Here is a 26,542-nt window from a genome sequence, read left to right on the forward strand (position 1 = left end):
CGGGCTGCGGTACAGCCGGCGGTAGGGCGGCTTCGCGTCGCCGGGCGCGGACGGGTCGCCGCCCCCGGGCGGTGCGGGCTCGGGGGCGAGGGGACGGGAGTCGGAACCGGGTGCTGCCACGGCACCGATGGTTCCACGCGGGCGGGCCCGGACGCATCAGGGTGTGGCCCCGCAGGGACCCTGACGCTTATCAGGGACAAGTCAGGGTCCGAGCAGGGGCGGGACCGGTTGGGCGGGGGGTCCGACAGCCACCAGGATGGTGGGCATGACCGAAGACCACCGCGCAGAGGAGCTCCACGAGGCCGGGACGAGCGCCCCGCCTGCGCCGGACCGACCGCCGCTGACCCGGGCCGAGCACCACCGCGTGGTGGCCGGCGTCTGCGGCGGCCTCGGCCGGCACCTGGACATCGACCCGGTGGTGTTCCGCGTCGTGACGGTGGTGCTCTGCCTCTCCGGCGGCCTCGGACTGTTCCTGTACGGCCTCGCCTGGCTGATCGTGCCGACCGAGCCGGGCGCGGACGGCAAGGGCGGCACCCGCTCCGGCCGCACCGAGCTCCAGCGGGTGCTCACCGGCCGGGTCGACGGCCAGTCGGTCGGGGCGGTGCTCCTGACGGTGATCGGCACCGGCGTCTTCTTCTCCTCGATGGGCGACGGCGGCCAGCTGTTCCCGCTGCTGCTGCTCGCCGGGCTGGTCTTCCTGGCCGTCCGCTACGACCCGGAGCGCCGGCGCGGCGGCCGGATCCGCGGCCGCCGCCGGCACCACGGCCACGGTCACGGCCACGGCCACGGCTACGGGGACGGCGGGCGGCCGGGCGGCCCGTACGACCGCTACTTCCCGGAGGCCGGACCCGCCGCCGACCCCGCCACGGCCGCCACGAGCGGCTACCGCTGGCCGCCCGAGGAGCCGGCCGCGGCCGAGGAGGCGCGCGCCCGGCACGCCGCCGCGCGCGAGGCCGGCACCGTCCCCGCCGACACCCCGCACGCCGGCCCGTCCGGCTACCTGTGGGACCCGCGCCACCCCGAGCGCAACCCGTACGGCGGCACCGCGCCGACCCCGCCCTACGGCACCCCGACCCCGCCGCCCGGCGCCCCGGCCCAGCCGTGGTGGCAGCGGACCGACCTGCCGCAGGGCGACCCGCTGCGCAAGGAGGCCGGCCCGGTCCCGCCGGCCCCGCCGCGCCCGCCCGTGGTGGTGCACCGGCGCGAGCGCTCCCCGCTCGGCCTGATCGGCCTGCTGCTGGCGGTGGGCGCGGCCAGCGCCGTCTGGTCGGCCTCGAACAACGGCGGGGCCACCGTACGGGCCGGCAGCGTGCTGGCCACCGCGCTGCTGGTGATCGGGCTGACCCTGGTGCTCGGCGCCAAGTTCGGCCGGGCCCGCCGGCTGGTCGTCCCCGGTCTGCTGCTCACCGTCGCGCTGACGGCGATCGGCGGCTCCTCGGTCACCACCCGGAACGTGGCCGGCGACCGCACCTGGACCGTCGCCACGGCCGCCGAGCTGCAGCCGAAGTACACGCTGGGGGTCGGCACGCTGCGCCTGAACCTCAGCGGGGTCGACCCGGCCGGCACGACCCTGGCCACCACGGCCGAGCTGGGCGCCGGCGATCTGACCGTGACGGTGCCGACGGACGTGACGGTCAACGTGCGCAGCGAGATCGGCCTGGTCGAGGTCCGCGTCACGGGCCGCGAGGGCTACGACGACGGCCCGGGGAACCGCACCTACCAGCTGCTCCCGGTGAACGGACAGGAATCCAAGGGCACGCTCGACCTCACGCTGAGGGTCGGGCTCGGCAACATCAAGGTGGTCCAGCAGTGAGGAAGCACCAGCTCGACCTGTTCTCGCTGATCGCCGGGGGGCTGTTCACCGCGATCGCGGTGCTCTACCTGGTGGCGGCGGTGAACGACGTCTCGGTCAACGGCCGGATCATCATCCCGGTGACCTTCATCGTGCTGGGCCTGGGCGGCCTGGCCGGGGCGGTGGCGGCGGCGGTACGCCGCTCCCGGCCGGAGGAACCCGGGCAGGACCCGGGACACCAGCTCCACTCAGGACGCTAGCTCTCCAGCGGGCCCAGGTGCAGCTTGTCGCCCTCCTTGGTGACCCGGTACTTCGGCAGCGGCTTGGTGGCCGGGCCGTTCACCACCGCGCCGGTGGCCGCGTCGAACCGGGAGCCGTGGCAGGGGCAGTACAGCTGACCGTTCTTCGGCGCGTCGACCGCGCAGCCGGAGTGCGTGCAGACCGAGGAGAATCCGCAGTACTGACCGGCCTTGGGCTGCACCAGGTAGACCGCGTCGCCGCTGGCCGGGTCCTTGACCTGGGCCGAGCCGCCGACCGGGACGCTCGCCGCGTCCACCGTCACCGGCGCGCCGGCCGGTGCCGGGGCGGTCGGCCGCTGGGCCTTCGCGGTGGGCTTGTCCCGCCCGAAGGTGGCGGTCAGCGAGCCGGTGAGCAGTCCGGCGCCGCCCAGGGCGACGGCCGCGAGGCCGCCGTCCATCAGGGCCCGGCGCCGGACGTGGTCCTCGTGCAGACCGCGCAGGCGGTCCCGGGCGGAGCGCCGGGCGAGGTAGCCGTCCACCGAGAGGTACGGGGTGCCGGCCAGTACCAGCGGCGTCCAGGCCATCAGGTAGGCGAGGTCGTTGCCGAGGTAGTACGGCGTGACGCTCCAGCTGACGGTGAGCCAGAGGGTGAGGCTGATCAGCGCCCCGCCGGCGGCGGCGAGCCGGCCCCAGAGGCCGATCAGGGTGCCCAGGCCCACCGCGAGTTCGCCGAAGGCGACCAGCAGGGCGAACGGGGTGGGGTGGGACAGCGCCGGGCCGAGCAGGAAGTCGATCGGGCTGGAGCCCTTGACGGCCCGGGTCTGCGAGACGAACGAGGCGGGGTCGCCGGCCCCGGCCAGGTAGTGGCTGTCGGAGAGCTTGTCGAGCGAGGCGTGGACGAAGGTGACGCCGAGGAAGATCCGCAGCGGCAGCAGCGCCAGGCGTGAGCCGGCCGCCTTCCACCCGGCGATCCGTCCGGTGGTGCCCGTCGGGCCCGGTCCGTCCTGGGTGCCCGGAGGCGGTCCTGCCGTGCCGTCGCCGACGGTCCCGGCCGCCACGGAGCTGCTGGCCTCCGCCATTCCCCACACCTTCCCTCACCGGCCCGTCACCGCCTGACAGGTCCGGACGCATTCTGCCCGCTCGTGGCCGCTTTCGGTGGGAGGGCCCACCCGGGGGCGCGGAGTCCGCTGGTGGGCCGACGACGAACACCCGCGCCGCCGACCCCTGGTACGGGGGCGGCGGCGCGGGTGTTCGGAACCGGTCAGGGCCGGCCGGGGCGGGGAGTGCTCACTCCCACTCGATGGTGCCCGGCGGCTTGCTGGTGCAGTCCAGCACGACGCGGTTGACGTCGCGGACCTCGTTGGTGATGCGGGTGGAGATGCGGGCCAGCACGTCGTACGGCAGGCGCGACCAGTCGGCGGTCATGGCGTCCTCGGAGGACACCGGGCGCAGCACGATCGGGTGACCGTAGGTGCGGCCGTCGCCCTGGACGCCGACGCTGCGGACGTCCGCGAGCAGGACCACCGGGCACTGCCAGATCTCACGGTCCAGGCCGGCCGCGGTCAGCTCCTCGCGGGCGATCGCGTCGGCGTCGCGCAGCAGGTCCAGGCGCTCCTTGGTGACCTCGCCGACGATCCGGATGCCCAGGCCCGGGCCCGGGAACGGCTGGCGCTGGACGATCTCCTCCGGCAGGCCGAGCTCCTGGCCGACCATCCGGACCTCGTCCTTGAACAGCTTGCGCAGCGGCTCGACCAGCGCGAACTGGAGGTCCTCGGGCAGCCCTCCGACGTTGTGGTGGGACTTGATGTTGGCGGTGCCCTCGCCACCGCCGGACTCCACCACGTCCGGGTACAGGGTGCCCTGGACGAGGAAGTCGACCGACTCGCCGTGCTCGCCGGCCTCGGCGATGATCTCGGCCTGCGCCTGCTCGAAGACCCGGATGAACTCCCGGCCGATGATCTTGCGCTTCTCCTCCGGGTCGCTGACGCCCTTCAGCGCGTCGAGGAAGCGCTCCTGCGCGTCGACGACCTTCAGCTGCACGCCGGTGGCGGCCACGAAGTCCTTCTCGACCTGCTCGGTCTCGCCCTTGCGCATCAGGCCGTGGTCGACGTAGACGCAGGTGAGCCGGTCGCCGATGGCCTTGTTGACCAGGGCGGCGGCGACCGCCGAGTCCACGCCGCCGGACAGGCCGCAGATGGCGCGCTTGTTGCCGACCTGGGCGCGGATCGCCGCGACCTGCTCCTCGACCACGCTGCCGGTGGTCCAGGTGGGGGCCAGGCCGGCGCCGCGGTAGAGGAAGTGCTCCAGGACCTGCTGGCCGTGGTCGGAGTGCAGCACCTCGGGGTGGTACTGGACGCCGTAGAGGCGGGCCTCGTCGTTCTCGAAGGCCGCGACCGGCACCACGTCGGTGGAGGCGGTGACGGTGAAGCCCTCGGGGGCCGCGGAGCAGGCGTCGCCGTGCGACATCCACACCGAGTGCTGCGCCGGAACGCCCTCGAACAGGGTCGAGCCGGTGCGCGAGACGGTCAGCGGGGTGCGGCCGTACTCCCGGGCGCCGGTGTTGTCGACGGTGCCGCCGAGCACGGTGGCCATCAGCTGGAAGCCGTAGCACATGCCGAAGACCGGCACGCCGGCCTCGAAGATCGCACGGTCGAGCTGCGGCGCGCCCTCCTCGTAGACCGACGAGGGACCGCCGGAGAGGATGATCGCCTTCGGGTTCTTGGCGAGCATCTCGGCGACCGGCATGCTGCTCGGCACGATCTCGCTGTAGACCCGGGCCTCACGCACCCGACGGGCGATGAGCTGGGCGTACTGGGCACCGAAGTCGACGACCAGGACGGTGTCGGTCTCAGGTACGGACTGGACGGGAGTAGCAGAGGACACAGACGGCCTTCCGGCAGCGGTACGAAAGGTGTCGCGCGTGGCACGCCCTACGGAGGGTGCGCGGAGTGCGACGGGCGGGGGTCTGCCATCGAGTCTACCGGGCTGGCCGGTTTCACTCGTCTGCCCGCCCCGGGGACCGTGACCGGCACGGGCGCCGGTTCGTTGCTCCGGGCGGACCGTACGACCGCGCCGCGCCCACCAGACGCGTCGCCCCGCCCCGGCCAGGGCGCCTCCGTACGGGCACTGCAGGACCACGCGTGGAGCTCACCCCCAGTCCACCGGCGCGCGTGGCGCCGTCGCGGAGAACCGGCCCCGGCCGGGGAGCGGCGCGCCGTGGGACCGCGCGCGGGTGCTGCGGCCGGCCAGCAGGGGACAGCGAACCCGGCCGCGACCGGGGCAGGAGGTGGGGCGGCCGGCCGCCGGGGACGCCCGGGGCCGGCCGCCGCACCCGCCGCGGGACCGGCGCACCCCGCCCGCCGTCCCCGCGCCGCTGCGCACGTCCTTGTGCGCTCCGGCCAGCATCATTACGCACCGTGATCATCGTCGCCGTCCCGGCGCCGCCCCGGCGCCGACCCCCGCGGCACCCCCGCACGGCGGGCCCGACCCGGGCCGGCCATCGGCCCGGCCGGAAACGCCCTGTACCGAATCATGCCGAATCGGTTGCAGAGCAAGCCCTTCGTCCAGGACGATGCTGCATGGAAGAGGTTCTCCCGGTGGCCGACGGGCTACCTGTGGAGTCCCGTCCCGGTGCCGCCGAGACCCACGGTGGCAACGATTATCACCTCACGCTCCGTGAGCGATGGTCCGATGCCGGCCTGCGCGCCGGACCGCCGCCGCGGCACTGTGCGCCCGCGCGCGCCGGCCCATCCCCGCCGGAGCGGTGGCGCACGGCACGTCGAGCCAACCGTCCGGACGGCGCTCCTCCCCCGGCGCCGTCATCCAGCACCGGCGCGGCCCTGACGCCGAGTGCTGAGCGACAAAGGGCCCCGTTCCCCCGCGGGGCCCTTTGCCCTGTCCGGGGCCGGACGGCTGATCCGGACCGCTACTCCGGCCGACGGCTCCAGACGCTGGGGTCCACCGGCCCGTCGTCCTCCGGGCGCCGCGCGGCGGCCCACTGGGTGTCGCCCGAGCCGATCACCTCCGAGACGACCGGTGAGCCGTCGGGGAAGTCGGGCAGGTCCCGCTCGGACTGCGCCGGCACCTTCGCCGACGCCCCCTCCGTCCGGCCGTCGCGGGCCGCCAGCAGCCGCGGCACCGCCAGCGCGCCGACCGCCGCCCAGACCAGATTGGCCACCAGCAGCGTCCAGGGCACCAGGGAGATCGCGGTCTCGAACTCGGCGCCCTCGCCGAGGCCGAGGTCGCGGGCGGTGGCCCTCGACGAGCTCAGCATCCCGGACACCACCATCAGCAGGCTGAGCCCCACCCCGTACACCAGCGCCAGCCGGAGCCGGTCGGCGGCGTCCAGCCGCCGCCGGTACGCCGTCCAGCCGAGCACCGCGGCGGCGGCCAGCGCGAGCAGCCCGGTCCAGCGCCAGTCGCCGCTCGCGCCGTGCAGGTCGAAGAAGGAGTACTCGTCGACGTCACTGCGGTCCGGGTACCAGTCCGAATCGCCGGCGTCCGGCACCTCGCTGCTGGTCCGGAAGGTCGCCCCGGAGCCCAGCCCGAGCAGCATCAGGCCGACGTTGGGCAGGAAGGCCGTCGCGGTGGCGGTCGGTTCGCCGCCGACGCCCTCGTCGCCGCTCAGCACGGCGACCACCACGAGACCGGCCACCGACGCCAGGCCGACCGAGACCGCCAGCGCACGGCCGGCCGCCAGCCCGGCGACCGCCCAGCCGCGCACCGCCCGGTTGCGCCAGGCCGCCCAGCGCAGCGCGTCCGTGCCGTACACCGCGAAGGCGAGCAGCCCGGCGAGCAGCGCCGTCCAGCCGGCCGCCTCGACCCAGCCGGCCGAGGACTCGTAGCTGACCTGCCTGAGCGTCCCGAAGTCCGCGTCCACGTCGAAGCGACCGCCCGGTTGCCAGCCGGCGCCGCCGACCAGGCCGAGCAGCACGGTCACCGCGGCCGCGACCACGGCGGTGCGCACGGCCTCGCCGGTCGCCTGCCGGCGGGTCTGCTGCTCGCCGGTGAGCTCCTGCCCGCGGCGCGCCCCGATCCGCAGGCCGAGCCAGAGCGCGAGCAGCCACAGCCCGGTGACGGTCAGCGGGACGGCACGCACCAGTACCGCGCTGCCCCGCACGAGTTCGACCGGGCCGCCGGGGCTCGCGTCCAGGCGGAACGGCGCGCCGAGCGCGCCGAGGACGATCGCCAGCGCGGTGCCGAAGCGCGTGCTGTAGGAGGGGTGGTCGAGGACGGAGGTGTAGGGGAAGAACTCCCCCGGGATCGCCACCACCAGCGCGGCCAGCAGCAGCACGGCGGTGGGCGCGACCACCGCGCGCAGCGCCGGGCGCCAGTCGGCACCGGTCAGCCAGAGGAGCACGGCAGGCCGGTGCGCGGCCGGGTCGTACCGCCGGCCGGCGCCCCAGGGGCCCGCGGTTCCCGTCCCCGGCGTCCCCGGGAACGGTGGCACGGCGGGCGGCACGGACGGCGGGGGCGGCGGCGCCGACGACGGCGGAGGCGGCGGCAGGGCGGGTGGCGGCACCAACGGCCGCCCGCAGGACGCGCAGCCGAGCGCTCCCTGTGCCGACGCCGCGCCGCAGGATGCGCAGATGGCCATGGACCGCGTCCCCCCGTCCGAACGAACGATCTCCTGGTCCCCCAGGGCGCCCCTTTCTCCCACCGGGTACGGACGGCTGTCAACCGCTCACGCGCCGCCGGGCGTTCTCGGGACACACCCGGGACATTCCCGGATCCGGGCGGCGCCCCGGCGGCGCGGGGTCAGGCCTGCTTCTTCGGCACCTCCGGCACCGCCAGCAGCGGCAGCCGCAGCGCGCCGAACGCGTCGGCCGGCACCGCCGGGGCGGCGGGCCGGACCGGGGCGACCCGGCGGTACTGCTCGCCGGGCGCCGGGCGGGTGTCCGGCTCGCCCTTGTTGGGCCACATCGACATGGCGCGTTCGGCCTGCGCCGTGATGGTCAGCGAGGGGTTGACGCCGAGGTTGGCGGAGACCGCCGCACCGTCCACCACACTGATCCCGGGGTGCCCGTGGAGCCGGTGGTAGGGGTCGACCACGCCGGTCAGCGGGGAGTCGCCGATCGGGCAGCCGCCGAGGAAGTGCGCGGTCATCGGGATGTCGAAGATCTCGCCGACGCTGCCGCCGGGGAAGCCGTTGATCTCGTCGGCGAGCGCCTGGGCCCCGCGCTCGGCGGCCGGGATCCAGGTCGGGTTGGGGGTGCCGTGGCCCTGGCTGGAGGTCAGCGCTCCCTTCCCGAGGCCCTTCTCCTTCAGCGAGACGGTGATCGAGTTGTCCAGCGACTGCATCACCAGGCCGATGATTGTCTTCTCGGACCAGCGGTGCTGGTTCATCGAGCGGGCGAAGTTCACCGGGTGCTTGACCGAGTTGCCGAGGTAGCGCAGCCAGCGCGGGACCCGTCCGCCGCCCCGGACCTGGGCGATCGACAGCGCGCCCATCGCGTTGGAGCCCTTGCCGTAGCGGACCGGCTCGATGTGGGTGTTCTCGTCCGGGTGGATCGAGGAGGTGATCGCCACGCCCTTGGTGAAGTCCGCGCGGGCGCCGTACCGCCGGTCGGTGGTCTGCGCGCCCACCAGCGCCTCGGAGTTGGTCCGGGTCAGCTCGCCGAGCCGGGCGGAGATCCGGGGCAGGTGGCCGGCCGCGCGCATCCGGTGCAGCAGGGTCTGGGTGCCGTAGGTGCCGGCCGCGACCACCACCCGGGCGGCGGTGATGGTCCGCGCCCCGGCCTTCACCGGGTCGGTGGTCGAGCGGCCGTCGGTGCGCCGGACGTCCACCGCGAAGCCGCCGTCCCGCTCGCGGATCCGGGCCACCGTGGTGAGCGGGTGGATCTCGGCGCCGCCCCGCTCGGCCAGGTACAGGTAGTTCTCGGTGAGCATGTTCTTGGCGCCGTGCCGGCAGCCGGTCATGCACTCGCCGCACTCGACGCAGGCCCGGCGGGCCGGGCCCGCGCCGCCGAAGTACGGGTCCGCCACCTCGGCGCCGGGCGCCGCCTTCGCCGTGCCGTCGCCGTCCTGGCCGTCGCCGAAGAAGACCCCGACCGGCGCCATGTGGAAGGTGTCGCCGACGCCCATCCGCTCGGCGGCGGCCCGCAGGTGGACGTCGGACGGGGTGACGGTCGGGTTGAGCCGCACCCCGAGCATCCGCCGCGCCTGGTCGTAGAACGGCGCCAGCTCCTCCTGCCAGTCGGTGATGTGGCGCCACTGACGGTCCTCGAAGAACGCCTTCGGCGGCACGTACAGGGTGTTGGCGTAGTTCAGCGAGCCGCCGCCGACCCCCGCGCCGGCCAGGATCATCACATTGGCCAGCAGGTGGATGCGCTGGATGCCGTAGAGGCCGAGCTTCGGCGCCCACAGGTAGTTGGCCACGTCCCACGAGTTCCTGGGCAGCTCGTCGCGGTCGAAGCGGCGCCCGGCCTCCAGGACGGCGACCCGGTAGCCCTTCTCGGTCAGTCGCAGCGCCGAGACCGAGCCGCCGAAACCGGAGCCGACCACCACCACGTCGTAGTCGAACTCCCGGTCCTCAGCCGAACCCACCATCTGCCACTGCTCCTTCGGAAGTCGTCCACGAAACGGGGTAACCGGCTGCCGCCGGGCGGGCTACCTGACGCGCAGGGCCTTCAGCATCCGCAGCCCGGCGGTCATCATCGCCGCGTACTGCCGGTCGTCCTGGCCGAGCGCCGGCGCGAGCGGCAGCAGCCGCTGGCTCGCGATCGTCTGCGCCTCGGTGAACCGCAGGATGCCCTCGGCGCCGTGCCGCCGGCCGAGCCCGGAGTCGCCCATGCCGCCCATCGGCGAGCCGGCCGAGCCGTACGCCGCGCCGTAGGCCTCGTTGACGTTGACCGTGCCGGTGCGCAGCCGGGCCGCGACCGCCCGGCCGCGCCGGACGTCCCCGGTCCAGATGCTGGAGTTGAGGCCGTACGGGGTGGAGTTGGCGGCGGCGACCGCCTCCTCCTCGGTGTCGAAGCGGTAGACGGAGACCACCGGTCCGAAGGTCTCCTCGCCGCACACCGCCATGTCCGGGGTGACGCCGTCCAGGATGGTCGGCTCGAAGAAGAACGGGCCGAGGTCCGGCCGGGCCCGGCCGCCGGCCACCACGGTGGCACCGGCCTTGACCGCCTCCTCGACGTGCCGGGTGGTGGTCTCCAGCTGCCGGGAGGAGACCAGCGAGCCCATGTCGGCCCCGTACGCGAGGCCGCCGCCGAGCCGCAGCGCGCGGGTGCGGGCGGCGAACTTGGCGAGGAACTCGTCGGCCACCGAGCGGTGCACCAGCAGCCGCTCGATCGAGATGCAGAGCTGGCCGGCCGAGGAGAAGCAGGCCCGGACGGCGCCCTCGGCGGCCCGGTCGAGGTCGGCGTCGGCGAGCACCAGCATGGCGTTCTTGCCGCCGAGTTCGAGCGAGGCGCCGACCAGCCGCCCGGCGGCGCGCCGGGCGACGTCGCGGCCGGTGCGGGTGGAGCCGGTGAACGAGACGTAGTCGCCGTGCTCGACCACGGCCGGGCCGATCACCGGGCCGTCGCCGATCACGATCTGCCACAGGTCGGCCGGCAGCCCGGCCTCGATCAGCAGCTCGCGGGCCCAGAGCGCGGTCAGCGCGGTCTGCGTGTCCGGCTTGTTGACCACCGCGTTGCCGGCCACGAAGGCCGGCAGGGCGTCGCCGACCGACAGCTCCAGCGGGTAGTTCCACGGCGAGATGTGGCCGACCACGCCCTTGGGGCGGCGGGCCTCGACGGCCTGGGTGAGCAGCGGCACCGCGCCGAGGTGCCGCTTGTCGCGCAGGTACACGGGGGCGCGGCGGCCGTAGTGACGGGCGGCGATGGCGACGGCCATGACCTCCTCGAAGGCGTGCAGCCGGGCCTTGCCGGTCTCCGCCTGGACGAGGTCGAGCACCTCGTCCTGCCGCTTGAGCAGCAGGTCGTGGAAGCGCAGCAGGACGGCGGCGCGACGGCGGACCGGCAGCGCGGCCCAGGCCGGCTGGGCGCGCCGGGCCAGCTCGAAGGCGACCTCGACGTCCGCCGGGGTGGACTGCGGCAGGCCGGCCAGCCGCTCGCCGGTCAGCGGGGCGACCGTCTCCACCACGCTGGGCTCGCCGGTGGCGGTGATCCCGGCGGCGAGGCGGGCGACCAGGGACGGCGGCACGGCCGAGGCGACGGTGCGCCCGCCGCCGGGCGCGGCGGGATTGCGGCCCGGCGCGCCGGTGCCGGCGGGGTCGTTGGCCGTGGCAGCTGCTGTGAGGTCCGTCATAGGGCGCAGCCTAGGCGCTCGGCGCCCGGTTCGGTACCCGTCGGTAACAACAAAACGGACGGCCGGCGGCCCCGTCGGATCCGGCAGGTCGGCCGGTCAGTGGATCAGCGGATCAGCGGGTCGGCGGATCAGCGGGTCGGCGTGAAGTAGTGCAGCACCGCGTTGAAGCGCTGCTCGGCCTCGTTCCACTCGGTGCCCCGCTCCGGGCTGGACGAGTAGATCGCGTAGCTGGTGCCGTCCTTGTCGATGAACTCGGCCTCGATCGCCCGCCGGCGACCGCCCTCCTTGGCCAGGTAGCTGAACTCCCAGACCGCCGCCTCGTGGCCGTTCACCGCGACGCTGGTCAGCTTGTGCTGCTTGTAGTCCTTGAGCGAGGAGACGGTGCTCTCCATCTGCCGCATGTGCTCCAGCGGCCGGACCGACTGGCCCACGGTGACCGCGAACTGCAGGTAGTGCACCTTGTTGTCGGGGCTGTAGTAGATCTGGTTGTCGGACGTGCTGCTGCGCTGCCAGACCGGGGTGGTCGCGGGCAGCGGGAAGCGGAAGCCGGCCGGGTCGTCCACCCAGCGGTAGCCGACGGGCGGCGCGGGCGTGCCGTCGCCGGGTCCGGTCGGCTGAGGCTCGGCCACGGTCGGGGCCGGCTTGACCACGTCCGCGTCCGGCCCGCCGTGCCGTCCCCTCAGGTAGAACACCCCGGCGACGACCCCGGCGGCCAGCACCGCCAGCGCGACCGCCAGGACCAGCAGCACTCGCCGGCGCCTGGCCGGCCCGCGCACCGGCGCATCGGGGTACACCACCGGCGCGACCGGGCCGGCGGGCGCCCCTTCGACGGGCTCCCGCACCGGGTCCGCCCCGACGGACGGCACCGCCGGCGACTCCTCGGCCACGGCGGCCGCCGTCCGCGGCACGGTGACCGCCTCCGGCCCCTCGGCGGGCCGCCCGGCCACCTCGCCCGACCCGTCCGGCCGCTCCGGCCCGCCCGGCTCGCCTGGCTGGCCCGCTTCGCCCGACCGGTCCACCACCGGCACCGTCTGGGTGGGTATCCGCACCGGCGTGACCGGCTTGAACCCGATGGTGTGCCCGGCCTGCACCTCCGCCAGCATCCGGGCCGCCTCGTCCGCGGTCGGCCGGTCCTCCGGGTCCTTGGCCATCAGCGCGGCCAGCACCGGCCCCAGCGGCCCGGCCCGGCGCGGCTCCGGCAGCGGGTCCCCGACCACCGCGGCCAGCGTGGTCAGCGGCGAGGTGCGGCGGAACGGCGAGTCGCCCTCCACCGCCGCGTACAGCGTCGCGCCGAGCCCCCACAGGTCGGAGGCCGGGCCCGGCCGCTCGCCCTGCGCCCGCTCCGGCGCCAGGTAGTCCGGCGAGCCGACCAGGTCGCCCGGCCGGGTCAGCTCGGCCGAGCCCTCGTAGGTCGCGATGCCGAAGTCCAGCAGCACCGCCCGCCCGGTCCCGTGCTCCAGCAGCACGTTGGCCGGCTTCACGTCCCGGTGCAGCACGCCCAGCTGGTGGCCCCGGTGCAGCGCGGCCAGCACCTGGCCGCCCACCTCGGCGGCGGCGCGCGGCGGCAGCGTGCCGTCCTGGCTGATCACGTCGGCCAACGAGCGGCCGTCGACCAGCTCCATGACGATCCACGGCCGGCCGTCCTGCTCCAGCACGTCGTGCACGGTGATCACGCCGGGGTGCTTGATCCGGGCGGCCGCGGCAGCCTCCCGCTTCATCCGGGCGTGCAGGATCTGCAGCTCCTCCTCGGGGAGGTGGTTGACGGTCAGCTCCTTGACCGCGACCTCACGGTCCAGCATCCGGTCCCGGGCCCGCCACACCGTGCCCATCCCGCCGCGGCCCAGCCGCTCGCCCAACTCGTAGCGCCCGGCCAGCAGCCGCTCCGCCTCGGCCGACTCCGGCCGGTCCTGCGCGCCCATCCGCGACCGCTCCCCCTCATCCACCTGCCGTCACCGCGACGGAGGGCCCGGCGCAGACCACTCGGTGCAGACCGCTGAATCGAACAAATCCCACGGACACATTAAGCGCCCCGCTCCTCCCCCGGTAATCTCCCCCACCCGCCACCCCGGCGACCACCTTCCCACCGGCCCCGTCAGCCTGCGAACAGCACCACGGCCACCACGCCGAGCAGCAGCAACAGGAACACCCCGCCCACCAGGACCGGGCCCAGCAGCGCCGGCGGGATCCGCGGCGGCCGGTCCGGTCCGGACGCCTCCGCCCGCGGCCGCTCGGCACCCGCCGCACCGTCATGCTTCACCGCACCGCCGCGCTTCACCGAGCCGCCGCTTTTCACCGAGCCGCGCCGCCCGGGCGCGCGCCGCCGCTCCGGCAGCGGCGGCGCCACCCGGTCGCCGGCCGCCGGCTCCGGCGCGCCCGCCAGCAGCTCCGCCAGCTCCAACCGGACCTCCGCGGCCGTCGGCCGCCGCGCCGGATCGGGCTGCAGCAGCCGCTCGACCAGCGGCCCCAGTGGCCCGCACGCCTCCGACGGCACCCGCCGGCCCTCCCGCACCGCCGTCACCAGCTCCGGCACCCCGCTCTCCGGGTACGGCGCGCGGCCGGTCACCATCCGGTGCAGCAGCACCCCGAGCGCCCAGCAGTCACCGGCCGGACCGCCGTCCAACGGCCAGCGCTCCGCCACCGACCCGACCAGCTCGGCCCGCACCTCGTAGCGGCGCCGCCCGCCCGGTCCGCCCAGCTCCTCGGCCAGCACCTCCTCGGCCACCCCCGGGAGCAGTCCGCCCAGCAGCGCCGCGCCGTCCTCGCAGACCAGCACCGAACCGGCGGTCAGGTTCCCGTGCGCCAGGCCCGCGTCGTGCAGCGCCCGCAGCGCCGCGGCGAGGTCCGCGGCGACCTCCGCCGCCCGGTACGGCGGCAGCGGGCCGTCCGCGAGCAGCGCGGCCAACGGCCGCCCGGCCTGCCGCTCCTCGACGGTCCAGAGCCGGTCGCCCTCGACGAACGCCCCGGCGCCCTGCAGCAACCGCGGATGCCGCGGCGCGGCGGAACCGACCGCCGCCACCCGGCGCACCAGCCGCTCGCCCTCGACCGACCCGGAGCCGTCCGGCTCCTGATCGCCGATCAGCGACGCGGGAAGCTCCCACGCGCGCAGCCGGACGACGTCGCCGCTCCCCTCGTCCACGGCGAACGCGCTCAGCGCCTCCGGCCGGTCCGTCAGCCGGTAACGCCCCGCCAGCACCTGCCCCGGGCCCGCTCGCATGCGTGTTCCTCTCCGCTCACCGCCAAGCCTAGGCCCAGTCCGGCCGCGGCAGGCACCGCGCGGGCACCCCGGATTACCCTCGGTCCATGGACTGGACCGATCTGATCGACGCGGCCTTCGACATGGCCGGCAGCAGCAACAACGGCACCCGGGCCGAGGCCCTGCGCACCGTCGAGGCGAACGTCGCCCCCGACGAGAGGCCGGTCGCCTCCACGGCCGGGCGCCACCCCGACCACTTCCGCAAGGGCGTCCTGGTCCTGACCACCCACCGGCTGCTCTTCCTCAAGGACGGCAAGCCCCCGGTCCCGGTTCCGCTGGAGGCGGTCACCGACGCGACCGTCACCAGGACCCGGATCAACGGCGAGGTGCTGCTGGTGGTCGCGCTGACCGGCTCGCACCGCTTCGAGGACGTGGTCAAGGCGGAGATCTTCGCCGAGCAGATCCGCACCACCGCCCTGAACGCCCGCCAGGCCTCCCGGAAGACCCTCGGTGCCCCGGCCCCCGCGGCCGCCGCCTCCGGCGCCGAGCTGCTGGAGCAGCTGGAACGACTGACCGCCCTGCGCACCGCCGGCGCCCTCACCGAGGAGGAGTTCACCCGCGCGAAGCACCGCCTGATCGGCTGACCCACCGCCGCGCGGCCGCCCCGGGTCGGAGCGCCCGGAGGCGAGCGGCGCGAATCACTGCGCCGGCTGGAAGGTGTCGAAGGCGGTCTGGCGGGCCTGCGCGTTCTGCGGGGCGGCCCAGTCCGCGTCCGGCGTCGTCCAGTAGATCGCGTAGCCGTACTTGGCCGGGGAGCCGGTGACGAAGCCGCGGTTCAGCGAGTGCGTGCGCGGGCTGCCGCTGGTCCACTCCCAGTCGGCCGCGTTGGTCCACTCCCGGTAGGCGACGGACTGCAGCTGCACCCGCTGGTAGTTGGTCACCTGGCCGCGCAGCCCCGGCTCGGCGTCCTGCCAGTCGGCGAGCGCGCTCGGCCCCGGGCTGGTCGTCCACTCGATCCGCAGGGTGCTCCCGTTGCCCTTGAAGGTGCGGCGGATCGACTCCGAGCCCGACGGCTGCAGCCAGTCGGGCAGCACGACGGAGAAGCCGGACGGGTCCTTGTACTCGTGGTACCCGGCCGGCACCGCCGCCCCGGTCGCCGTCGGAGTGGGCGTCGGAGTCGGAGTCGGGGTGGGCGTCGGAGTCGGGGTGGGCGTCGGGGTGGGCGTGTCGCTCGGCGTCGGGTCCGCGCTCGGCGTGGGGGCGGGCTCGGGCACCGCGTCCTGCGCCGGACCGGAGCTCTCCGACACCGTCACCGGCGCCGCGCTGCCCGGCGTGACGTCCGCCGCCGCGGTGCCGCGCGCGCCGTTCGCCGAGCCGTCGTCGGAGCCGCCGAGCGCCTGCACCAGCGCGACCACGCCCGCGATCAGCAGCAGCACCACCACGACCGTCGCCACGGCCAGCCGCCGCCGGCCGGTGCGCGGGTCGGCCCCGGCCGCCTGGGTCGCGCCCAGCGTCCACTCACTGGTGACCGGCCGGACCGCATCCGTCTCCGAATCCGACGGACCCGACGAACCGGAAGGACCCGACGGCCCCGACCCGCCCGCCGCGCCCGAAGGCTCGCCGGACACCACAGGCACCACCGGCGCCGCCGACTCCCCCTTCCCGGCGTCCCCGGCCCGGCTGCCCACCCGCACCGTCCCGAGCAGCCCGCCGATCGGCCGCTTCGCGCCGCCGTCCGCGACCGGCACCGCCTGCTCGGTGGTCGACTCGGCCCGCGCGGTCGCCTCGGCGACCACCCGCTTGAGCATCGCCCGGGTCTGCGAGGCGGTCAGCCGCTTCGCCGGGTCCTTGGCCAGCAGCCCCTCGATCACCGGCAGCAGCGGCCCGGCGTTCGCCGGGGCGGCCAGCTCCTCCGTCATCACCGCGGTCAGGGTCGCCAGCGCCGAGCCCCGGTCGTACGGGGGCCGGCCCTCGACCATCGCGTACAGCGTGCCGCCCAGCGACCACAGGTCGGCCGGCGGTCCGGGCTTCTGTCCCTGGGCCCGCTCCGGGGATATGTACGAGGGCGCGCCGACCAGCATCCCGGTGGAGGTCACCGAGCTGTCGCCCTCCACGCTGGCGATGCCGAAGTCGGTGAGCACCACCCGGCCGTCCTCGCCGATCAGCACGTTGGACGGCTTGACGTCCCGGTGCAGGATGCCGAGCGCGTGGGCGGCACTCAGCACGCCGAGCACGTCCAGCGCGATCTCCGCCGCCCGGGCCGGCGCCAGCGGACCGTCCTCCCGGACCACGTCCGCCAGCGAGCGGGACTCGACCAGCTCCATGACGATCCACGGCCGGTCGTCCTCCTCGACCACGTCGAAGACGGTGACCGCCGAGTTGTGCCGGATCCGCGCCGTCGCCTTGGCCTCGCGCAGGGTGCGGACGATCAGCCGGTGCTTCTCGTCCTCCTCCACGCTGGCGTTCATCCGCAGTTCCTTGACCGCGACCGTCCGGCCCAGCATTTCGTCCTCGGCGCGCCAGACGGTGCCCATGCCGCCACGCCCGAGGACGTCGTTCAGCCGGTAGCGTCCGGCCAGGAGGCGGCCGTTGGAACCCTGCGCCTGGGTCATTCGGAACGTTCCCCCATGTGCTGCCGGCGGTCGTGGTGACGGCGTGTCGGACCGGCGTCAGGCCCGAGCGCCCAAGCCTCCATCATCCCCTGTCACGCGCGCCCCCGACCACCCGGCCCCCGGCCACCCTGGCGCGCGCCCGGGCCGGGGCGGCGCTCCGTGCCCGATCCGTGATCGAAAACTCTGTCGACCCCGCTCCGGGCCCTGCTACCGTTCGGCAGCTCACCGTCTTTCCGGGGGGAACACGACGTCCATGACCGCATCCGAACCGGGCGCTGACGGCCAGTCGGTCCGGCCGCCCACGGCCCCGCACTTCTCGGTCGCACCGGAACCGGAGACCCCCGAGGGCTACGTGGCCCCCGGGATGCCCGGTGCCCCGGTGGCCGGTTACCGCCCCGTCGAACCGGCCGACCCGGCCGGGACCGGTACGGCCGACGGCACCGGCGGCGCCCCGGAGCACCGTCGCCGCCGGCACCGGACGGGCCCGGCCGTGGCGCTGGCCGTCCTCGCGATGCTGGCCGGCGCCGCGGCGTTCGGCTGCGCCCCGGCCCGCGCGGAGGCCACCGTCGGCTGGCTGGCCATCGCCCCGGCGGCGGCGGTCGCCTGGCCGCTGGGCCGGCTCGGCGGCCCCGGCCGGTTACTGCCGCCGCTGGGCGCCCTGCTGGCGTCCGGCGCGCTGTTCCTCGGCCAGTTGCTCGGGCAGACCCGCCGGCTGCACGAGCTGGCGGGCACCGGCTACGGCGAGCTGCTGCACGACGCCCTCCCGCTCTGGCGCGACGGCCGCCGCCCGCTGGACCTGGTCTTCTTCGGCATCGCCGTGATCGGCGGCTTCCTGCTCACCCGCCGCGCCGCCACCCGCCAGTGAACCCGCGCCGACACGGCGCGGGGCCCCCGCCGCGGTGCGCGACGGAGGCCCCGGGAGAACGGGCTCAGCGGTGGTTGAGCGCCGGGTTGACGGTCACCTCGACCCGCTGGAACTCCTTGAGCTCGGTGTACCCGGTGGTCGCCATCGCCCGGCGCAGCGCGCCGAACAGGTTCATGGTGCCGTCCGGGGTGTGCGACGGGCCGGTGAGGATCTCCTCGGTGCTGCCGACCGTGCCGAGGTCGACCCGCTTGCCGCGCGGCAGCTCCTCGTGGACGGCCTCCATGCCCCAGTGGTAGCCCTTGCCGGGCGCGTCGGTGGCGCGGGCCAGCGCGGCACCGATCATCACCGCGTCGGCGCCGCAGGCGACCGCCTTCGGGATGTCGCCGCTGTAGCCGACGCCGCCGTCCGCGATGACGTGCACGTAGCGGCCGCCGGACTCGTCCATGTAGTCGCGGCGCGCGGCGGCGACGTCGGCGACGGCGGTGGCCATCGGCACCTGGATGCCGAGCACGTTGCGGGTGGTGTGCGCGGCGCCGCCGCCGAAGCCGACCAGCACGCCGGCCGCGCCGGTGCGCATCAGGTGCAGCGCGGCGGTGTAGGTGGCGCAGCCGCCGACGATGACCGGGACGTCCAGCTCGTAGATGAACTGCTTCAGGTTGAGCGGCTCGGCCGCGCCGGAGACGTGCTCGGCGGAGACGGTGGTGCCGCGGATGACGAAGACGTCGACCCCGGCGTCCACGACGGCCTTGGAGAACTCGGCGGTGCGCTGCGGCGAGAGCGCGGCGGCGGTGACCACGCCGGAGTCGCGGACCTCCTGGATCCGCTGCTTGATCAGCTCGGCCTTGATCGGCTCGGCGTAGATCTCCTGCAGGCGGCGGGTCGCGGCGGACTCGTCGGTGATCGCGGCGATCTCGTCGAGCAGCGGCTGCGGGTCCTCGTAGCGGGTCCAGAGGCCTTCCAGGTTCAGCACGCCGAGGCCGCCGAGGCGGCCGATGGCGATGGCCTGCTGCGGGGAGACCACGCTGTCCATGGGAGCGGCCAGGAACGGCAGCTCGAAGCGGTAGGCGTCGATCTGCCAGGCGATCGAGACCTCCTTCGGGTCACGCGTACGGCGGCTGGGGACGACGGCGATGTCGTCGAAGGAGTACGCCCGGCGGCCGCGCTTGCCTCGCCCGATCTCGATCTCAGTCACTTCGAGCCCTTCTGGTGGTGTTGCTCATGCCCGCCGGGTCACCCCGGCCGCCCCCCAGTATCCCGCACCCGTCCGCCCTCGCACGGCCCCGCCCGGCCCCCGGTCCCCCGGCAGGCGGTCCCCGGACAGCCCGCGGGGCCCGCCACCCCTCGGTGGCGGGCCCCGCGGCCGGGTGCCCCGATCAGCGGCGGGCGCTGTAGTTCGGCGCCTCGACCGTCATCTGGATGTCGTGCGGGTGGCTCTCCTTGAGGCCCGCCGAGGTGATCCGGACGAACCGGCCCTTGCTCTCCATCTCGGCGACGTTGGCGGCGCCCACGTAGCCCATGGTCTGGCGCAGACCGCCGACCAGCTGGTGCAGCACCGCGCCGAGCGGGCCGCGGTAGGGCACCTGGCCCTCGATGCCCTCGGGGACGAGCTTGTCGTCCGAGGCCACCTCGGCCTGGAAGTAGCGGTCCTTGGAGTAGGAGCGGCCCTGGCCGCGGGACTGCATGGCGCCCAGCGAGCCCATGCCGCGGTAGGACTTGTACTGCTTGCCGTTGATGAACAGCAGCTCGCCCGGGGACTCCTCGCAGCCGGCCAGCAGCGAGCCCAGCATCACGGTGTCGGCGCCGGCGGCCAGCGCCTTGCCGATGTCGCCGGAGTACTGCAGACCGCCGTCGCCGATGACCGGCACGCCGGCCGCCTGGCAGGCCAGCGCGGCCTCGTAGATCGCGGTGACCTGCGGGACGCCGATGCCGGCGACCACGCGGGTGGTGCAGATGGAGCCCGGGCCGACGCCGACCTTGACGCCGTCCACGCCGGCGTCGATCAGCGCCTGGGCGCCGTCGCGGGTGGCGACGTTGCCGCCGACCACGTCGACCTTGACGGCCGACTTGATCTTCGCGATCCAGGCCAGCGCGTTGTGGCTGTGGCCGTGCGAGGTGTCGACGACCAGGAAGTCCACGCCCGCCTCGACCAGGGCCTGGGCCCGGTCGAAGGCCTCGGCGCTCGCGCCGACGGCGGCACCGACCAGCAGCCGGCCCTCGGAGTCCTTGGCGGCGTTGGGGTACTGCTCGGCCTTGACGAAGTCCTTGACCGTGATGAGGCCCTTGATCCGGCCGTCGTCGTCGACCAGCGGCAGCTTCTCGATCTTGTGGCGGCGCAGCAGCGCCATCGCGTCGACGCCGGAGATACCGACCTTGCCGGTGATCAGCGGCATCGGGGTCATGATCTCGCGGACCTGGCGGGTGCGGTCGGTCTCGAAGGCCATGTCGCGGTTGGTGACGATGCCGAGCAGCTTGCCGCTCCCGTCGGCGATCGGCACACCGGAGATCCGGAACTTGGCACAGAGCGCGTCGGCCTCGGCCAGCGTGGTCTCCGGGCCGACCGTGATCGGGTCGGTGACCATGCCCGACTCGGAGCGCTTCACCAGGTCGACCTGGTTGGCCTGGTCCTCGACCGACAGGTTGCGGTGCAGGACGCCGACGCCGCCCTGACGGGCCATCGCGATCGCCATCCGCGACTCGGTGACCTTGTCCATCGCCGCGGAGAGCAGCGGAATGTTGACGCGCACGTTGCGGGAGACCCGCGAGGAGGTGTCGACCTCGTTCGGCAGCACCTCGGACGCCCCCGGCAGCAGCAGGACGTCGTCGTACGTGAGTCCGAGCATCGCGAACTTCTCGGGTACGCCTGCGGCGTTGTAAGACATTTCGGGGGTACCTTCCGTGGCCGGCTCGATCAGCTCGCGCCCTGCAGGTGGGGGCGCTGTCATCAGCTCACTCGCTCGGACGCCGAAAGCCCGGTGGCCGTGACCGTTGGAGGATCCTCCAGGGAAACCCCGTGCACACCGTCGAAACTTTGGCGACCCGCCCAGGCGCCGATACCCCATGGTACTGGCACCGCGAATGCGCTCTCGTGTGCCCTTGACAACACAGCCCGGCCATGGGCCATTCCGCTCCTAGGAGGACTCCTCCGCGAGCGCCCGCAGCCGGCTGAGCGCGCGGTGCTGGGCGACCCGGACGGCCCCCGGGGACATCCCGAGCACCTCCCCGGTCTCCTCCGCCGAGAGCCCGGCGGCCACCCGCAGCAGCACCAGCTCGCGCTGCCGGGCCGGCAGGTTGGAGAGCAGTTCCTTCGCCCAGGCCGCGTCACTGCTGAGCAGCGCCCGCTCCTCCGGGCCGAGCGCGTCGTCCGGCACCTCCGGCAGGTCGTCCTGCGGGATCACCGTCGAGCCGGGCCCGCGCATCGCGGCCCGCTGCAGATCGGCGATCTTGTGCGCGGCGATCCCGTAGACGAAGGCCTCGAACGGGCGCCCCTGGTCCCGGTACCGGGGCAGCGCGCAGAGCACCGCGACGCAGACCTCCTGCGCGATGTCGTCCACGTGGTGCCGGGCACCGCCGGGCAGCCGCACCAGCCGGCCGCGGCAGTACCGCAGGGCCAGCGGGTGGACGTGGGCGAGCAGCGCGTCGATCGCCGGACCCTCGCCCCGGACGGCGGCCGCGACCAGTGCGGAGAGCGCACCGGGACCGTCGCCCGGTTCCGCGTACGCCGGGCCGGGCCCGGGCGCGGAGGGCTCGGCCTCCACCGGGTCCGCCTCACCGGGAGCCCCGGTCACGTCGTCACGCATCGGTCCATGGTGCCTGGTCGCGCGGGAAAACGCGGCACCGCGTCCGGAGTTGTGCACCGGAACGTTATGCGGTGCCGCACCGGTCCGCACCACCGGCCCCTCCTGCACCGTCCCGCCTCCCGCCCCGCCGCCCCGGGCGCTCCCGTCCGCGGCGCCGTCCGCCGAGTCTCCCGCGGCCGTGTGGTTCGCCGCAGTTCCTGCCCGCTGGTCCCCGAGGTGCTCCACTCCTCCATGGTGCAACCTCGGGACCGTCACGTCACACGCCCCCGCGCGGACAATCGCGCGGAGCGTGCCGGACCCGGCGGCGCCGGCGGCGGTCAGCGGACCAGGCCCCAGCGGAAGCCCAGCGCCACCGCGTGCGCGCGGTCCGAGGCACCGAGCTTCTTGAACAGCCGCCGGGCATGGGTCTTGACGGTGTCCTCGGAGAGGAACAGCTCGCGGCCGATCTCGGCGTTGCTGCGTCCGTGGCTCATGCCTTCGAGCACCTGGATCTCACGCGCCGTCAGGGTCGGCGCCGCGCCCATGTCCGGGCTGCGCAGCCGGCGGGGGGCGAGCCGCCAGGTCGGGTCGGCGAGCGCCTGGGTGACGGTGGCCCGCAGTTCGGCGCGCGAGGCGTCCTTGTGCAGGTACCCGCGGGCGCCGGCGGCGACCGCGAGGGCGACCCCGTCGAGGTCCTCGGCGACGGTGAGCATGATGATCCGGGCGCCCGGATCGGCGGACAGCAGCCGCCGGACCGTCTCCACCCCGCCGAGGCCGGGCATCCGGACGTCCATCAGGACGAGGTCGGAGCGGTCGGCCACCCAGCGGCGGAGGACCTCCTCCCCGTTCGTCGCGGTGGTGACCCGGTCGACACCGGGTACGGTCGCGACCGCGCGGCGAAGCGCCTCGCGGGCGAGCGGGGAATCGTCGCAAACGAGAACGGAAGTCATGACCGTCGTCCTCCGCAGCTGATCCGCGTCACGTTGAGCCTCCTGGCTGGTACGAACCTCTTCGACACGGCCGATCGGCGTCAGACTCCGTGCTGATCGCCTGAGATTCCCCGCGATCGTTCCCGACGTCCGGCGCCCGCTAACCGCCTCCGCACTTCCAACGACCATCACTCGAATGAGTTACGGCCTTCGGGGCCACCTCCACCACTGTACGTGGCCGACCCGTTACCGATCAGCCGCATCGCGGTGCACACGCCGCACTTTTGCGCAGCTCGCGCGCGGTCGGCGTACAACCCGCACACCCGCGCGGGTCCTCGTGCGCCGGTCGGCCACCCGATTGCCACATTCGCGCCCGGCGGTCGCCGGCCCGGCAGGCCTGCCCACTTTGCCCGGTTTTAGAGCTTTCGTATGGTCATTGACTGTTGTGCCACTCTGTGGGTGACTTGTCCATGGAGTTGCCGTAAGTCATATTTCCAGGTGTCCACACCGCGCCGGACGCCCGCCGTGCCGTCGCCGACGCAAGCCGCCGGCGACCGGCCCGCGGTCGACGACCTCTGAAGGGAATGAGCCATGGCAGATTTCTCCCGACTCCCCGGCCCCAACGCGGACCTCTGGGACTGGCAGCTCTCCGCAGCCTGCCGCGGCGTGGACAGCTCGCTCTTCTTCCACCCCGAGGGGGAGCGCGGCGCGGCCCGCAGCTCGCGCGAGGCGAGCGCCAAGGAGGTCTGCATGCGCTGCCCGGTGCGCACCGAGTGCGCCGCGCACGCGCTGGCGGTGCGCGAGCCGTACGGCGTCTGGGGAGGCCTGACCGAGGACGAGCGCGAGGAGATGATGGGCCGCTCGCGCAACCGGCTGGTGGAGGTACCGCTCGTGGCGCCGAGTGCGGCCCAGCAGTAGAAACGCCAGGCTCCGCCCGACCGGGAAGAAACGTTACTTCCCGGAGTGACACCTGTTCGGGGCCCGCCCGGTCGACACGGGCCCGGCACGCCGGCGGGTCAGCGCCCCGCCGTCGCCCCCGCCGCCGCCCCCGCCAGCCGCTCCAGCATCAGCGCCACCGCCGGCACCTCGGCGAGGTCCGGCAGGGTCAGCGCGACCACCTGCCGCACCGCCGGCGCCCCCGAGACGGCGTGCACCGCCACCGGCACCACCCCGTCCGGCCGTACCGACTCCAGCGCCAGTCCGGGCAGCACCGCCACCCCGAGTCCGGCCGCCACCAGCCCGACCACCGCCGGGTAGTCGTCGGTCGCGAAGTCGATCCGCGGCTCGAAGCCGGCGCCCGCGCACAGCTCCACCAGGTGCCCCCGGCACTGCGGACAGCCGGCGATCCACTGCTCCCCCGCCAGTTCGGCCAGCCCCACCGGCCCGCCGCGCCCGGCCAGCCGGTGCCCCGCGGGCAGCAGGCCCACCAGCGGGTCGTCCAGCAGCGGGGTGACCACCAGATCGGACCAGTCGGCCCCGGCGCTCAGCTGCTGGGCCTCCAGATTGGCCTCGGCGCGCGCCTCCCGGGGCGTTCCGTGCGCGGGCGCGGGCGCCGGCGCGAGGGTGGATCCGGGGGCCTGCGGGTAGCGGAAGGCGAGCGCGACCTCGCACTCGCCGCCGCGCAGCATCGCCAGCGACTCCGGCGGCTCGGCCTCGACCAGCGACACGCGCACGCCCGGATGGCTGTCCCGCAGCCGGGCGACGGCCGGCGGCACCAGGGTCGAGCTTGCGGTCGGGAAGGACACCAGCCGCACCCGTCCGGCCCGCAGCCCGGCGATCGCGGCGACCTCCTCCTCCGCGGCGGAGAGCCCGGCGAGGATCCCGGTGGCATGCTTGAGCAGGACCCGCCCGGCCTCGCTCAGCTGCATCCCGCGGCCCGAGCGGACCACCAGCGGGGTGTCCACGGACTTCTCCAGGGCCTTCATCTGCTGGCTGATGGCGGGCTGGGTGCAGCCCAGCTCGCGGGCGGCGGCGGAGAAGGAGCCGGTGCGGGCTACGGCACGCAGGACGCGCAGGTGGCGGGCCTCGATCATGCCACCAAGATATAAGGGATTCTTTGCATTACGCAAAATTCAACTGATAGTTGAAGACTGAAGCAGCCCTGAACGGCCGCAGGCCCGGCCCGCCACCCCTCTCGGGGCGCGGACCGGGCCTGCGTCAGTGGCCGCGCTCAGCGGCTGCGGCCTCGGTGGCTACGGCCTCAGTGCGAGTGGCCGTGACCGCCGTGCGAGTGACCGTTGTCGGCCTCCTCCTCCTTCTTCTCCACCACGAGGGTCTCGGTGGTGAGCAGCAGGGAGGCGATCGAGGCGGCGTTCTCCAGGGCGGAGCGGGTGACCTTGACCGGGTCGATGACGCCGGCCTTGACCAGGTCGCCGTACTCGCCGGTGGCGGCGTTGTAGCCCTGGCCCTGCTCCAGCTCGGAGACCTTGGAGGTGATGACGTAGCCCTCCAGGCCGGCGTTCTGGGCGATCCAGCGCAGCGGCTCGTGCAGCGCCTTGCGGACGACCGCGACACCGGTGGCCTCGTCGCCGGACAGGCCCAGGCCGTCGTTCAGCACCTTGGCGGCGTGGACCAGGGAGGCGCCACCACCGGCGACGATGCCCTCCTCGACCGCGGCGCGGGTCGCCGAGATGGCGTCCTCCAGGCGGTGCTTGCGCTCCTTGAGCTCCACCTCGGTGGCGGCACCGACGCGGATGACGCAGACGCCGCCGGCCAGCTTGGCCAGGCGCTCCTGCAGCTTCTCGCGGTCCCAGTCCGAGTCGGTGTTGGCGATCTCGCCCTTGATCTGGGCGACGCGGCCGGCCACGGCCTCGCTCTCGCCGGCACCGTCGACGACGATCGTCTCGTCCTTGGTGACGGTCACGCGGCGGGCCGAGCCCAGCACGTCCAGACCGGCCTGGTCGAGCTTGAGGCCGACCTCCTCGGAGATCACGGTGCCACCGGTCAGGACGGCCAGGTCGCCGAGGATCGCCTTGCGGCGGTCGCCGAAGCCCGGGGCCTTGACGGCCACCGCGTTGAAGGTGCCGCGGATCTTGTTCACCACGAGGGTGGACAGCGCCTCGCCGTCGACGTCCTCGGCGATGATCAGCAGCGGGCGGGAGGAACCGCCCTGCAGGATCTTCTCCAGCAGCGGCAGCAGCTCCTGGATGGAGGAGATCTTGCCCTGGTTGATCAGGATGTACGGGTCCTCCAGGACCGCCTCCTGCCGCTCCGCGTCGGTGACGAAGTACGGCGACAGGTAGCCCTTGTCGAACTGCATGCCCTCGGTGAAGTCCAGCTCCACGCCGAAGGTGTTCGACTCCTCGACAGTGATGACACCGTCCTTGCCGACCTTGTCGATCGCCTCGGCGATCAGCTCGCCGACCTGGGCGTCCTGGGCGGACAGGGTGGCGACGGCGGCGACGTCGTCCTTGCCCTCGATCTCACGGGCGACCGACAGCAGGTGCTCGGAGACGGCGGCGACGGCCTTGTCGATGCCCTTCTTCAGGGCGGCCGGGCCGGCGCCGGCGGCGACGTTGCGCAGACCCTCGTTGACCAGGGCCTGGGCCAGCACGGTGGCGGTGGTGGTGCCGTCGCCCGCGACGTCGTTGGTCTTGGTGGCGACCTCCTTGACGAGCTGCGCGCCAAGGTTCTCGTACGGGTCGTCGAGCTCGACCTCACGGGCGATGGTGACGCCGTCGTTGGTGATGGTCGGGGCGCCGAACTTCTTGTCGATGACGACGTTGCGGCCCTTGGGGCCGATGGTCACCTTGACGGTGTCGGCCAGCTTGTTGACACCGCGCTCCAGCGAGCGGCGGGCGTCCTCGTCGAACTGCAGGATCTTCGCCATGTTCCCTATTCCCTCGGGGGTGCGGCCTTCACGGCGGCCGCTCGACTACGTGAAC

The 26,542-nt window shown here is 74.5% G+C and carries 19 protein-coding genes and 1 pseudogene; 5 read left to right on the forward strand and 15 right to left on the reverse strand.

Annotated elements, in window-relative coordinates:
• Positions 1-265: 265 nt before the first annotated feature.
• On the forward strand, positions 266-1,813 hold the full coding sequence (locus ACFVVU_RS18120; protein ID WP_387790844.1) for a PspC domain-containing protein: 1,548 nt from the start codon (positions 266-268) through the stop codon (positions 1,811-1,813).
• Positions 1,810-2,052 carry a hypothetical protein gene (locus tag ACFVVU_RS18125; RefSeq protein ID WP_380685639.1) on the forward strand — a complete coding sequence of 81 codons (243 nt, stop codon included), beginning with the start codon at positions 1,810-1,812 and terminating at the stop codon, positions 2,050-2,052. Before ACFVVU_RS18120 ends, ACFVVU_RS18125 begins: the two co-directional genes overlap by 4 nt.
• On the opposite strand, the gene ACFVVU_RS18130 is transcribed toward ACFVVU_RS18125, so the two are convergent.
• From ACFVVU_RS18130 to ACFVVU_RS18165, 8 genes and pseudogenes are all read right to left on the reverse strand, one after another.
• Positions 2,049-2,489, reverse strand: coding sequence for a ubiquinol-cytochrome c reductase iron-sulfur subunit (locus tag ACFVVU_RS18130; protein WP_380685644.1), 441 nt, complete (start codon positions 2,487-2,489; stop codon positions 2,049-2,051). The genes ACFVVU_RS18125 and ACFVVU_RS18130 overlap by 4 nt on opposite strands.
• 48 nt (positions 2,490-2,537) lie before the next feature.
• Positions 2,538-3,110 (reverse strand): annotated as a pseudogene (locus ACFVVU_RS18135) (DoxX family protein); the annotation flags it as partial.
• 208 nt (positions 3,111-3,318) lie between these two features.
• Complete coding sequence (guaA, locus tag ACFVVU_RS18140; RefSeq protein WP_355358489.1) at positions 3,319-4,914, reverse strand: glutamine-hydrolyzing GMP synthase; 1,596 nt, start codon at positions 4,912-4,914, stop codon at positions 3,319-3,321.
• A 1,042-nt stretch (positions 4,915-5,956) separates the two neighbouring features.
• On the reverse strand, positions 5,957-7,390 hold the full coding sequence (locus tag ACFVVU_RS18145; RefSeq protein WP_387790846.1) for a hypothetical protein: 1,434 nt from the start codon (positions 7,388-7,390) through the stop codon (positions 5,957-5,959).
• A gap of 398 nt (positions 7,391-7,788) precedes the next feature.
• Positions 7,789-9,579 carry a GMC oxidoreductase gene (locus ACFVVU_RS18150; protein WP_387790848.1) on the reverse strand — a complete coding sequence of 597 codons (1,791 nt, stop codon included), beginning with the start codon at positions 9,577-9,579 and terminating at the stop codon, positions 7,789-7,791.
• Between the two features lie 60 nt (positions 9,580-9,639).
• Positions 9,640-11,283, reverse strand: a complete 1,644-nt coding sequence (locus ACFVVU_RS18155) for a succinic semialdehyde dehydrogenase (protein ID WP_387790850.1) — start codon at positions 11,281-11,283, stop codon at positions 9,640-9,642.
• Between the two features lie 128 nt (positions 11,284-11,411).
• Positions 11,412-13,202 (reverse strand): protein kinase, encoded by a 1,791-nt coding sequence (locus ACFVVU_RS18160; protein WP_387790852.1) that lies wholly within the window; start codon positions 13,200-13,202, stop codon positions 11,412-11,414.
• Positions 13,203-13,375: 173 nt separating this feature from the next.
• Positions 13,376-14,497, reverse strand: a complete 1,122-nt coding sequence (locus ACFVVU_RS18165) for a protein kinase (protein WP_387790853.1) — start codon at positions 14,495-14,497, stop codon at positions 13,376-13,378.
• A gap of 86 nt (positions 14,498-14,583) precedes the next feature.
• Here ACFVVU_RS18165 and ACFVVU_RS18170 point away from each other — a divergent pair, with 86 nt between their 5' ends.
• Positions 14,584-15,120, forward strand: a complete 537-nt coding sequence (locus tag ACFVVU_RS18170) for an SHOCT domain-containing protein (RefSeq protein WP_387790855.1) — start codon at positions 14,584-14,586, stop codon at positions 15,118-15,120.
• Positions 15,121-15,174: 54 nt separating this feature from the next.
• On the opposite strand, the gene ACFVVU_RS18175 is transcribed toward ACFVVU_RS18170, so the two are convergent.
• Positions 15,175-17,088 (reverse strand): serine/threonine-protein kinase, encoded by a 1,914-nt coding sequence (locus ACFVVU_RS18175; protein ID WP_387790857.1) that lies wholly within the window; start codon positions 17,086-17,088, stop codon positions 15,175-15,177.
• A 253-nt stretch (positions 17,089-17,341) separates the two neighbouring features.
• Here ACFVVU_RS18175 and ACFVVU_RS18180 point away from each other — a divergent pair, with 253 nt between their 5' ends.
• Entirely contained in the window at positions 17,342-17,953 is a 612-nt protein-coding gene (locus tag ACFVVU_RS18180; protein ID WP_380684252.1) for a hypothetical protein, read from the forward strand.
• Between the two features lie 64 nt (positions 17,954-18,017).
• On the opposite strand, the gene ACFVVU_RS18185 is transcribed toward ACFVVU_RS18180, so the two are convergent.
• From ACFVVU_RS18185 to ACFVVU_RS18200, 4 genes are all read right to left on the reverse strand, one after another.
• A complete protein-coding gene (locus tag ACFVVU_RS18185; protein ID WP_355358463.1) occupies positions 18,018-19,145 on the reverse strand; it encodes a GuaB3 family IMP dehydrogenase-related protein in 1,128 nt (375 codons plus the stop codon).
• Positions 19,146-19,326: 181 nt separating this feature from the next.
• A complete protein-coding gene (gene guaB / locus ACFVVU_RS18190) occupies positions 19,327-20,832 on the reverse strand; it encodes an IMP dehydrogenase (protein WP_380681568.1) in 1,506 nt (501 codons plus the stop codon).
• A gap of 249 nt (positions 20,833-21,081) precedes the next feature.
• On the reverse strand, positions 21,082-21,750 hold the full coding sequence (shbA, locus tag ACFVVU_RS18195; protein WP_380681570.1) for an RNA polymerase sigma factor ShbA: 669 nt from the start codon (positions 21,748-21,750) through the stop codon (positions 21,082-21,084).
• A gap of 317 nt (positions 21,751-22,067) precedes the next feature.
• Positions 22,068-22,679 carry a response regulator transcription factor gene (locus ACFVVU_RS18200; protein ID WP_014136228.1) on the reverse strand — a complete coding sequence of 204 codons (612 nt, stop codon included), beginning with the start codon at positions 22,677-22,679 and terminating at the stop codon, positions 22,068-22,070.
• Between the two features lie 570 nt (positions 22,680-23,249).
• On the opposite strand from ACFVVU_RS18200, the gene ACFVVU_RS18205 reads away from it, so the two are divergent.
• Complete coding sequence (locus ACFVVU_RS18205; protein ID WP_380681572.1) at positions 23,250-23,576, forward strand: WhiB family transcriptional regulator; 327 nt, start codon at positions 23,250-23,252, stop codon at positions 23,574-23,576.
• A 98-nt stretch (positions 23,577-23,674) separates the two neighbouring features.
• On the opposite strand, the gene ACFVVU_RS18210 is transcribed toward ACFVVU_RS18205, so the two are convergent.
• Complete coding sequence (locus tag ACFVVU_RS18210; protein ID WP_380681574.1) at positions 23,675-24,691, reverse strand: LysR family transcriptional regulator; 1,017 nt, start codon at positions 24,689-24,691, stop codon at positions 23,675-23,677.
• A 167-nt stretch (positions 24,692-24,858) separates the two neighbouring features.
• The gene (gene groL / locus ACFVVU_RS18215) at positions 24,859-26,487 is read right to left on the reverse strand and encodes a chaperonin GroEL (protein ID WP_355358448.1); all 1,629 of its coding nucleotides are present in this window, start codon (positions 26,485-26,487) and stop codon (positions 24,859-24,861) included.
• Positions 26,488-26,542 lie beyond the last annotated feature (55 nt).

The organism is Kitasatospora sp. NPDC057965 (genome assembly GCF_042887135.1).
Taxonomy (GTDB): Bacteria; Actinomycetota; Actinomycetes; order Streptomycetales; family Streptomycetaceae; genus Kitasatospora.